Annotated in this window: 5 protein-coding genes and 1 rRNA gene; all 6 read left to right on the top strand. The window is 23.3% G+C overall.

Going from position 1 to position 12,790, the window contains the following annotated elements; genetic code table 11:
• Positions 1–113: ribosomal RNA gene (gene rrf / locus Q1J78_RS04160) — 5S ribosomal RNA — on the top strand; the annotation flags it as partial.
• 250 nt (positions 114–363) lie between these two features.
• Positions 364–2,295: a hypothetical protein gene (locus Q1J78_RS04155; protein ID WP_300276878.1), complete on the top strand. Its 1,932-nt coding sequence runs from the start codon at positions 364–366 to the stop codon at positions 2,293–2,295.
• Positions 2,296–2,367: 72 nt separating this feature from the next.
• The gene (locus Q1J78_RS04150) at positions 2,368–4,719 is read left to right on the top strand and encodes an ATP-dependent helicase (protein WP_300276877.1); all 2,352 of its coding nucleotides are present in this window, start codon (positions 2,368–2,370) and stop codon (positions 4,717–4,719) included.
• A 47-nt stretch (positions 4,720–4,766) separates the two neighbouring features.
• Positions 4,767–5,513, top strand: a complete 747-nt coding sequence (locus Q1J78_RS04145) for a PD-(D/E)XK nuclease family protein (RefSeq protein ID WP_300276875.1) — start codon at positions 4,767–4,769, stop codon at positions 5,511–5,513.
• A gap of 9 nt (positions 5,514–5,522) precedes the next feature.
• Entirely contained in the window at positions 5,523–9,008 is a 3,486-nt protein-coding gene (gene addB, locus Q1J78_RS04140) for a helicase-exonuclease AddAB subunit AddB (protein WP_300276873.1), read from the top strand.
• Position 9,009: 1 nt separating this feature from the next.
• Positions 9,010–12,783 carry a helicase-exonuclease AddAB subunit AddA gene (gene addA / locus Q1J78_RS04135; protein ID WP_300276871.1) on the top strand — a complete coding sequence of 1,258 codons (3,774 nt, stop codon included), beginning with the start codon at positions 9,010–9,012 and terminating at the stop codon, positions 12,781–12,783.
• Positions 12,784–12,790: the final 7 nt, after the last annotated feature.

Raw genomic sequence — 12,790 nt, 5'->3', positions numbered from 1 at the left:
GTTATTATAGCAGAGAGGATACACCTGTTCCCATTCCGAACACAGAAGTTAAGCTCTCTAGCGCTGATGGTACTTGGGGCGAAGGCCCCTGGGAGAGTAGGACGTAGCCACGTAATCTTTTTTTATTAAATTTAAATATAAACAAAATAGTAAAAGCTGACTTTAATTTAAGTTGGCTTTTTTTATTTAAATAAATTATGATATAAAAAGTCAATATATACTCTTTTAAAATATAAATGTAATTAATAAAGATGTAATATGTATAAAGATTAGTAAAAAAATATGTCTATTAATTTTGAATAACTCTAAGAAAATGATATAATATAAGAACAGATGTTTTATAAAATCTAAAAGGAGAAAAATATGATAAAAAATTATAAAAATATAACTATAGAAAAAGTATCTGAAAAATACAACGAACTGATAAATAAAAAATCAGGTAAGTGTTCAAAGATACTTTTTCTTATTTCAGATAGCAAACTTATTGAAAAAGTAAAAAATAAAATAAATAAAGATAAATATTTTGAAGAACCAATTATATTAACATACATATCATTCATAAAGAAAGAGCTAGAAAAATATTGGACATTAATAAACAAAGAAATAGAATCAAAAGAAAATATACCACATAATTTAACATACTCTGTTTCAGAGTACATTCTAAAGAAAAAAGTTGAAAAATACAGATATAAATTAGGTTATTTTGAAGATATAACAGGAACAACAGATAATATATATAAATCAATATCTTCTAATTTAAAAGTAGCTTCATTTATGGATACAGATATATTTTCGACAGGAGAAAAGATATACTATACAAAAAAGAATAAAGATAATTTGAAAAGAATGTCATATACTCAAAATGATGAGATTATATCAGAATATGTAGATGAATTAATAAAAGATTCAACATTAGATTTACCTTTATCAGTATATTTATATACAACAAAACTTTTAAAAAATAAAATATATATAGAATCTATTTTAAAAAGATATGATTATTTAATAATTGATTCTATAGAAAAAATTTCTAATTCAGAGTTAGAGTTAATAAAAGTATTTGAAAAATTAGGAAAAGAAGTTTATATTTATGGAGATTTAAAAAAAGATTTTTCGATATTATCAAATTTTGATATTAATAATATAAAAGAAAATTTATTAAATGAAAATAATTCAAATATAAATTTAATGGATTTAGATAAAAATAAATATGTGGAATACAATGACTTAATGGTATTCTCAGATAATATAAAAGAATGCTATCAAGTACAACTATATAATGAAATGATTGATGAAGTTGTATCTAAAATATATGATATGAGTAAAAGCAATCATATGTTAAAAAATACTGTTTTATTAGTACCTCCAGGTTCAAGTATTTTTATAAATAGATTATCCAATAGATTAAAAGAATTAAAGATAAAGTTTTTCACAACAAATACAGATTTCAAAATATCTGATTATAATTTTAGTAATGCATTAATAATTGCTTCTAGTATATATTCTTCAAACAATAAAATTATTTTTTCTAAAGAAGAGTATGTAGAATTTCTATCACTGATATTGAACGTTAATAAAATAAATGCCAATAAGATATATAATAAAAATATAAAATTTTTAACTGAAGATATATATATGTATGATAAATTAAAAAATTATAATGAAAAAATAGATTCTGAAATACTTGAGTATATGATAGATAAAATATTTTCATGTAGAGATAAAGAATTAAAGAAAAGTGAATTTATGAGAAGATTTTACATAGAAATACTACTACCATTAGAAAAAGGAATTGAAAATATAGATATATGTAAAAAAATAATAGAAGAGTGTGAAAAATTAGAAGAAGCAGCAGAATATAACATTATATCGTATCAAGAGATAGATATAATTTTGAAAAATATATCTAAAGACTATATTACATTTAAAGAAATGAAGAAAGTAGCAGATGAGGATGCTTTAATGATTACAACTCCCTATTATTATATAAATTCTTTATCTAACAGAAAAGTACAACTATGGGTTGATTGCGGAAATAGTATGTGGAATCCGAAGATAGAAAAAGAAATAAACAATTCAATAGTTCTTAGAAAATCATATAAGGAAAGAAATATATTTACTGATACTGATGAAGAAAATATAAAAAAATACTATATGAACAATCAGTTATATTCATTATTATCATCATCTGAAGAAGTATATGTTTTTAAAAGTGATTATTCAATAAATGGATATTTACAAGAAAGTCTTATGTATACTAGGATAATAAATTTAATGGATAAAGATGAAATATAAAAATAAGCAAAATTGTTTCAAATAATATTCGATTATGAAAAATAATATCAATATAAGTATAAGAGGTTTATTATGAGTAAAATTACATATAGAGAAGATCAAAAGCCAATAATGGAATATAAGTCTGGAACTATGGCTGTACCAGCAGTACCAGGTGCAGGAAAAACATTTATCGTTACTAGATTAGTTACAGAATTACTTGAGAATAATATAGATTCTAAAGAAAAAATATTAGTATTAACATATATGAATAGTGCTGTAAATAATTTTAAAGGAAGAATAAAAAAATTACTAAATGAAAAATATAAAGATAATGAAGAAATAGATTTATCAAATAGTGAAATAGAAGAAATAAAAAAAGAAGATATAGAAAATACTACAAAATGGGAAATTAAGAAAAAAAACAAAGAAACTTTAAGACGATTATCAAACTCTTATGAAGTTATGACAATACATAGTTTAGCAACAAAAATAATAAAAGAAAATCCAGAAGCAGCTATGTTAAGTGATGAATTTATGATTGCAGATGAAGTTGAAAAAAATTTAATATTAAGTGAGTGTATAGATAAATATTTAAGCACTGAAAAAGGAAAATCCTATTTTAAACATTTTATAGATTACTCATCAATAAAAGAAAAGGACGAAAGAAAAAGGAAAGATAAAGAAATTGAGTTAGAATTTAAATGGAAAAAAGGATTCTTTGAATTAATAGTACAATCTATAAGCAAATTAAAATATGAAGAAATAACTCCAGAAATTTTAAATGAAAGAGTTTCTGAAGAAAATTATAAAGGAATAATGATAGTAGTTGCACCAATTTATGATATGTATTGTAAAAGTTTAAAAATGAATGGACTTTTAGATTTTGATGACCTTTTAATAAATGCTTATAGAATAGTTAGAGATAATCAAGAGGTTAGAGAAAAGTTAAATAAAAAATATAAATATATATTTGAGGATGAATGTCAAGATTCTAATGAGATACAAGGAAAAATAATAAAATTAATAGGTGGTAATAAGCCAAATTTAGTTAGAGTTGGCGATATAAATCAAAGTATAAGTGGTACATTTTCAGAATCAAATCCTAAATTTTTTAGAGATTTTATAAAAAATGCTAATTATTGCTATAGAATGGATATGGCAAATAGAAGTAGTAAAGATATAATCGATTTAGCAAATATTTTAGTTGACTATGTAAATAAAGATTTAGTCCAAAAAGAATGTAGAGATGCTTTAGAAAATATGAAAATAAGAACTGTTGAAAAAGGAAAAGGATATAAAGAGAATCCAGAACCAGAAAAGTATAGTATAAATACAAAATGGTTAATAGGAGGAACTTTTGACGAGGAATTAAAAGAAACGGTTAAATTTATAAAAGGTATAAAAAGAAAATACCCAACTAAAAGTATTGGTGTTTTATTACCTTACAACAATGATTGTAAAGAAATGGCTATTAAATTAAAAAATGAAGATATAGAATTTGAAAATTTGAGTAACTCCTCAGAAAAAATGAAAAGGGTTATACATAATATATCTGATATATTAGATTTTATTATAAATAATGATGATACAGAGAAATTAATAAATCTAATTGGAAAAATCTTTATAATTGATGAGAGTGAAGAAGGAAAATTTGATTTTTTAAATATTTTTAAAAAATTTGATACAGAAGATTTAATATATAGATTTTATGATTTAAATTTAGATATTGTAGATGATAATAGCGATATTTTTAAAAAATTTATAAATGGATTAGAAAAAATAAGAGAAATATTAGAGTATTCTTGTAAAAGAGTAGATTTATTAATTCTTTTTATTCGGGATAGAATCAATTTAGAAGATGAAGAAATGGCAATAGCAGAGTACTTATCATTCTATACTAAAATTTTAAAAAGAGATGATGAAGATATTAATATAGAAAAAATAGTTGAAAAGTTAAAAGATAAAGAGTGTAAAAGTTTTAAACATATACTAGATATTACAAGTAATATAAATGGATATGAACCGACTCCAGGAAGTGTAACATTATGTACATATCACAAATCAAAAGGAATGGAATGGGATTGTGTATTTATGTTGAAATGTAATAATTATTCGTTTTCAGATAATTTAAATTGTAATTTTCAATGTGAAAAGTATTATCTTAAGCAAAAGTATAAAAATCCTGAGGCACTTATAAAATCTGAGATTGAAAAATTAAAAAATGGATTAGAAAGAACGGATTTTAATATAGAAATAAAACTAGATATTATAAGAGAAAAAATAAGATTATTTTACGTCGGGATAACTAGAGCAAAAGAAATGCTCATATTATCAGGTTCTGATTATATAACTAAGCCAATAGGTAGCTATAATCAAAGAAAACAGAAAAAAAGTGAATATTTTAAGATTATAGAAAAAGAGATACAATTTAGAAGAAATTAAAAATATATATTATATTAAGTAAAATAAAAAAGAATGTAGGTGTTAAAATGGATTTTTCAGGATTTGAATTTAGTCAAAATGCATTAAATACATTTAAAACATGTCCTAAAAAATTTGGATATAAATATGAACAGGGAATAAATTGGAAAAAAGAAGACGAAGAGGAATACTATAAAAGTCTAAAATATGGAGTAGAATTTCATTTAATGTGTGAAAGATATTTTAGTAATATACCTGTAGGAAATTTTAGTGGAGATAAAAAATATGAAAAATTTAGTAAATGGCTAGAAAGGGTAAAAAATGTAGTACCGATATATAAAGATAGAGAATATCTAACAGAATATGGTTTATCAATAAAAATAGATGAAGAAAGTAGACTAAATGTTAAATATGACTTAGCTATTATATATAGAGAAAGCGGAGTACTTTGTATAGATATTTGGGATTGGAAAACAGAAAATAGAAAAATAAATTATAATGATTTAGAAAAGAGGATGCAAACAATAGTCTATATGTCAGTTGCATATGAAATTATACCTAAAATATATGGAAAAAATAATGAAAAAGTAAGAGTAAGGATGTATTATTATCAACCAGAATATTATTTAGAACCCATAGAAATAAAATATAATGAAGAAAAATTTAAAAATGATAAAAATAAAATAAATAATTTAATAAAAGAAATAAAAAAATCTGATTTTAAAGATAAGAATTTAAATTCATGTAAGTTTTGTGAATTTAATATGTTATGCAATCAAAAAAATATAAATGATATAGCTTATGAAGAATATTAGGAGGTAAAAATGGGAGTTAGATTTATATTAGGTAGAAGTGGATGTGGAAAAACTGAATATATGCTAAATGAAATTAAAAATAAATCTATTTCAGATATAGAAAAGAATCCAATAATAATATTACTTCCAGAGCAGTATACTTATGAAATGGAAAAAAGAATAAGTAAAATGTTTGTAGAAGGTGCTAAAGATAAGTATATGAGAGTTAGACCAATGGGATTAAAAACATTATCCAATATAGTTTTTTCTTATTGTGGAGGATTATCAAAAATAGGTATTGATGCAGCAGGAAAAGCCATAATAACTCATAATTCTATTGAAGAAGTTGCGAATGAATTAGAATTATTTTCAAAATCATATAATCAACAAGGATTTAATACGTCTATATCAGAAATGATATCAGAATTAAAACAATTTATGATAACTCCAAACAAATTAGATGAAATAATAGATGAAAATATCAAGAATCTTCCTGAAAATTTAATTATGAAATTAAAAGATGTAGCGAAAATATATAGAGAGTTTGAAAAAGAATTACATCAAGACTATATAGATACACATGATAAAATTTCTATGCTAACAGAAAAAGTTAAAGAGTGTGAATTTTTAAATGAAATGGAACTTTATATAGATGGGTATACAAGTTTTACTCCTAATCAATATGAACTTTTAACCGAACTAATAAAAAAATCGAAAAATACAACATTTATACTTCCAATGGATTCACCTTTTAAGACAGGGTATGCAGATTATTTTGCAAGTACTAGAAATACATATAACAGAATAAAAAATATATGTGAATTAGAAGGAATTAAAGTAGAAAAAGATGTAAATCTTTGTAATGAAAATATAAAAAGATTTAATGGAAATAAAGAATTAGAGCATTTAGAGAAATTCTATAACTCATATCCATATAGAATTTATTCTAAAAATACAGAAAGTATAAGAATAAGAGAGTATAAAAATTTATATAACGAAATTGAAGAAATAGCTAAAGAAATAAAAAATGATGTAATTGATGGAAATTATAGATATAAAGATATAACAATTGCATCTAGAAATATAGATATATATCAATCACTTATAAAATCAATATTTACAGAATATAATATTCCTTTTTATATAAATAAAAAAACAGAAGCAAAAAATAATCCAATAATAACAATGATTTTATCTGTACTAGAGATGAAAAAAAGAAGATATGGATATGAAGTAATGTTTAGATATTTAAAAAGTGGATTATTGGACTTTACAACTGATGAAATAAATCTTATTGAAAATTATGTTATTGCAAATGGAATTTCTGGAAATAAGTGGTTTGAAGAAAATTGGGATTATAGATTACCAGATTCTTTTTATGAAGTTGAAGAAAGTGATTTTGAGATAGATACTAAAAAAAGAATAAATGATATAAAAAATAGGATAATGGAACCTATAAATTCATTTAATGATAAAATTTCTTCTAAGAAAAAAAATACAGTTGAAGATATTTGTAGATATTTATATGAATACTTAGAGGATATAAATATATTTGAAAAAATAGAAAAAAGAATAGATTACTTAAAAGAAATAGGAATGATGGAATATGCAGCTAGATATGCCCAAGTTTGGAATACAGTATCTGAATTAATGGATCAACTTGTAGAAATTATGGGTGATGAAAAAATATCTATGGAAAGATTTATTAGAGTAATAAATATAGCATTAGATGAATACGAATTAAAAACAATTCCACCTAGTATAGATCAGATAACTATAACGGAAGTCGATAGAATGAATAACCCGAACACAAAACATTTATATCTTATAGGCACAGTAGATGGAGTATTTCCTATGCCAATAAAAGAAAATGGATTGTTATCAGATTCAGATAGATCAAAACTATCTGATATAAATGTGGAATTGGATAAAGATAGCAGAAAAAGATTGTTTGAAGAACAATTCTTAGTATATAAAGCTATAACTGCAACATCAAATAGATTAACTGTTAGTTATCCTATTTCAGATAGTGAAGGAAAGACTCAAAGACCATCTATTATAATTTCACGAATAAAAAGATTGTTTAGTAAAGTAGATTTTAAAAGTACTATTTTAGAAGATGAAAATAATAATGAAGAAGAAAATTTAAAAAATGTAAATTCTAAAATACCTACATTTAGCTTTATGGTAGAAAAAATAAAAGAATCTTCAGATAAAGATTTTGAAGATGGAATAGATGATTTATGGAAAAGTGTATATGAATATTATAGAGAAGATACAAAATATAAAAATATTACAGAAAGAGTAATAGAAGGAATAGATTTTACTAATCAATTTGAGTATGTTGATGAAGAAAAAATAAAAGAATTATATAATTCAAAAACAATAAGTGTTTCTAGATTAGAAAAATATGCAAATTGTCCATTTGCATATTTTATAGAATATGGAATGAAAGCTAAAGAAAGAAAAGAATATTTATTTACAGCACCTGATGTAGGAAGTTTTGTACATAAAATAATAGAAAATTATTCAAAGTGCATGAATAGAGATGGAGTAACGTGGCATGAAGTAGATGAAAAATATATAGAGATTAGAGTATCAGAAATGGTAGATGAGTTAATTTCTAAAATACCAGGATTTATACTTGAAAGTTCACCAAAATATAAATATTTAGCACATAGATTAAAAACACTTATAATAGTTTCAATAAAAGTTATAGCGGATCAAATTAAACAAGGTAAGTTTGAACCAGAAGATTATGAAGTAGAATTTGGTAAAAAAGGAAAGTATTCTTCTATTGAAGTTGAATTTAAAGATAATGAAAAAATAGAATTAATAGGTAAGATAGATAGAATAGATAAGTATATAGATGAAGAAGATAAAGAATTTATAAGAATTGTAGATTATAAATGGGGTAAAAAAGATATAAATTTAAATGATGTTTATTATGGATTACAATTACAATTATTAGTATACATGGATGCAATTTTAGAAAGTGGTAAATTACCAAATGATATACCAATAAAACCAGCAGCAATGTTATATAGTAGAATGGATAATCCTATAATATCTAAAAACACTCTTGTAGACAAAAAAGAAGTAGAAGAACGGATTATTGAATCATTTAAAATGAATGGAATGTTAATAAAAGACAAAAAAATATTATCATATATGGATAAAGCTCTTGAAATTCCAGGAAATAAATCTAAAATAATAAAAGCATCTACTATAAAAAAAGATGGAAGTGTTTCAAAAAGTACAAGTGGTGTGACAGATGAACAATTTGAAATAATTAGAAAATATATAAAAAAAGCTATAAAAGATTTATGCACAGATATGATGAGTGGAAATATAAAAATAGAACCAAAGAAATCTAAAGATAAAGATTCTTGTCAATTCTGTAGCTATTCTTCTATATGTAAATTTGATACAGCATTGAAAAATAATAGATATAAGATAATAACTAATATAAGTACGGATGATGTAATAAAAAAAATGGAAGGAGATGTAAAATAGAGTGGGTAAAACAAAGTGGACAGAAGAACAGTTAGAAGTAATAAACCATAAAAATGGAAATTTACTAGTATCAGCAGCTGCAGGATCTGGAAAAACAGCTGTTTTAGTTGAGAGAATAATAACTATGATATTAGACCCTAAAGAGAAAATAGATATAGATAAACTTCTTATTGTTACATTTACAAATGCTGCAGCATCAGAAATGAGAGAAAGAATAGGAGATGCAATTTCTAAAGCATTGGAAAATGATCCATCAAATGAACATCTTCAAAAACAAATACTTTATTTAAATAGAGCAAATATAACAACAATACATTCATTTTGTTTAGATGTTATAAAAAATAATATACATTTAGTTGACTTAGATCCTAATTTTAGAATAGGTGATACAACAGAATGCCAAATAATAGCACAAGAAGCAATAGATGAAGTGTTTGAAAATATGTATGAAAAAGGGTTTATTGAAAAAGAAGATACAGGAAAAGGAAAAAGATTTTTGAATCTTATAGATAGTTTTGCAGAAAGAAATGGAGATAATCAAGTCCAAGATTTAATATTATCTATATATAAATTTGCAATGTCATTTCCAAATCCTAAAGAGTGGTTAAACAATGCAGCAGATGAAGTTGTAGTAGATGAGAACTTCAATTTTAGTGAATCAATATGGGGAAAAATAATAGTAACTTCTATAAAAAATGATATGAAAGAAATTTTAGAAACTATGGATAAAGCAATAGATTCTGTTAAACCATATTTAGATTATATAGAAAAGGCACAAAAAATAATTAAAGAAGCGGAAAAAATAGATAACATAAGTAGTGCATTATATAAAAACTGGGATGAGTTTATAAAAGAAATAAGTAGCTTTTCTTCAGAAAATTATAGAACGGGAAAAAGACTTTCAAAAGATGACTCAGATACATTAAAAGAAGCATGGGAAATTGGAAAATCTTATAGAGATGAAGCAGTAGATAAATTAAAAGAAATAACAGAAGTTTATAAAAATAGATATACAGATGTAATAAAAAAAGAAATAGAAATACTATATCCTATAGTAAAATCTATTTCCGATACTGTTTTAGAATTTTGGAAAAAATTTGATGAATTAAAAAGAGATAGAGGGATTATAGATTTTAATGACATAGAACATTTTGCGTTAGAAATATTATTATCTAAAGATGATAATGGAAATATAATTCCATCGGAAACAGCTAAAAGATATAGTGAAGAGTTTATTGAAATATTTATAGATGAATATCAAGATAGTAACTTAGTACAAGAAGCATTATTACTTAGTGTTTCAAATATAAAAGAACCAAATAGATTTATGGTTGGCGATGTAAAACAAAGTATTTACAGATTTAGACAGGCAAAACCAGAAATATTTTTGCATAAATATGCTACATATTCGAAAGAAAAAGAAAAATCTGGAAGAAAAATAATGCTTTATAAAAATTTTAGAAGTAGAAAAAATATTTTAGATGCTGTAAACTTTATATTTAAAAATATAATGAGCAAAGAACTTGGAGAAATTGATTACACAGATGACGAAAAATTAAATCCAGGAGCTATTTTTAAAGACTGTAAAGAAGAAAATGTAATTGTAGGTGGAAGTTGTGATATACACATTATAGATAAAAAATCCAACAAAGAAATTTCTATAGAAGAAGACTATGATGAAGAAAATATTGATAATATACAGCTTGAAGCAAGAGCGATTGGAAAAATAATAAAAGAATTAATTGGTAAAAATTCAGAAGGAAAAACTCAGAAAATATTTGATAAAGAAATTGATGATTACAGACAAGTTAAATATAAAGATATTGTTATTCTTCTTAGAGCAACATCAAACTGGGCAAATGTATTTGTAGAGGAATTTACTAATATGGATATACCAGTATATGCAGATACAGAAACAGGATATTTTGATACAATAGAGATAAAAACAATTATATCTTTATTAAAAGTAATCGATAATCCTATGCAAGATATTCCGTTACTATCAGTACTTAAATCACCTATATATAATTTTTCACCAGAAGAACTTATAGATATAAGAGTGGTAAATAGAGATGTTTCATTATATGAAGCTATGAAACTATATTCTGAATTAGATGAAAATAATAATGATAAGGTAATAGATTTTTTAGAAAGATTAAAAGAATATCAAAAAAAGGCATCTTTTTTAAGTACAGATGAGTTGCTTTGGTATTTATACAATGAAACAGGATACTATGCCTATACAGCAATTTTGCCATCTGGAAAACAAAGACAAGCAAATTTAAAAATTCTATTTGAGAGAGCCAAACAATTTGAAGAAACTAGTTTTAAAGGAATATTCAATTTTATAAATTTTGTAGAAAAACTAAAAAAATCAGATAATGATATGGGAGAAGCTAGAATATTATCTGAAAATACAGATGTTGTCAAAATTATGAGTATACACAAAAGTAAAGGGTTAGAATTTCCTATTGTAATTTGTGGTGGAATGGGTAAAAAATTTAATAAAATGGATATGAATAGAAATATATTGTATCATCATGATCTAGGATATGGACCTCAAGTTGTAAATTTAGAAACTAGATTATCATATCCATCTATTATGAAAGAAGCCTTAAAAAAACAAATGAATATAGAAATGTTATCAGAAGAGATGAGAGTACTCTATGTTGCTTTTACGAGAGCAAAGGAAAAACTTATAATAACAGGTTCAGTTAGTGATATAGATAAAAATATACAAAAATGGAAAAAGAATTCTAATAATCTAAATAAATATAATTTATTAAAATCTAATTCGTTTTTAGATTGGATAATGTCGGTTGTAATAAATCATAAAGATATAAAAGAATCATTATCAGATTATTTAGGAATATACGATATGGGAGAAAAAGAAGACGAATCTAATTGGAAAATAAAAATACACAAAAGAGAGGATTATATCGGAAATAATATAGAAGATGAAAATAAATTATTGGACACTTTAAAAGAAGAATTATCAAGAGAGAAAAAAATTGATTACAAAGAGATAGTAAAAAGAAAATTAGATTATATTTATCCTTACCAAAAAAGTGTAGAAAAATCTGGAAGTATTTCTGTAACAGAAATAAAAAGAATTTGGAACGAAGAAGAGGAAATTGCTGATAACACAATTTTTGAAATAGGAGATGAACAAAATAGTGTTCTAATAAAAGAAGATAAAAAAACAGAAATAAAAAGACCAAAGTTTATTCAAGAAAATAAAAAAGAAAAATTAACAGCAACACATAGAGGAAGTATTGTTCATCTTATTATGCAGATAATAGACTTAAGTAAAACCGATACTATAGATGAGATAAAAAAACAATTAGAGGATTTTGTTAAAAAAGATATTATAACAGAAAAAGAATCTGAAGTAATAGATATATTTAGAATATATAAATTTTTCAAATCAGATTTAGGGGAAAGAATGAAAAATTCAAAATTTGTAGGTAGAGAAAAAGCATTTTATACAGAAATAAATATGAAAGATTTATATTATAAAGAAGACATTAATTATAATGAAAGTATAATGCTTAGAGGGATTGTAGATGCTTATTTTGAAGAAGATGATGAAATTGTTATTTTAGATTATAAAACAGATTTTATAAATGATAAAAATAAAGATGAAGTTATAAATAGATATAAGAAACAATTAGAAATTTATGCAAAAGTTATAGAAAATACTACAGGTAAAAAAGTAAAAGAACAATATTTATATTTATTTAATATAGATGAATTTATTAGAGTAAATAACTAATATTATT

It is taken from the genome of Peptacetobacter sp., from assembly GCF_029264495.1.
In the GTDB taxonomy this organism is placed as follows: domain Bacteria; phylum Bacillota; class Clostridia; order Peptostreptococcales; family Peptostreptococcaceae; genus Peptacetobacter.
This window is presented reverse-complemented; position numbering and strand designations above follow the sequence as displayed.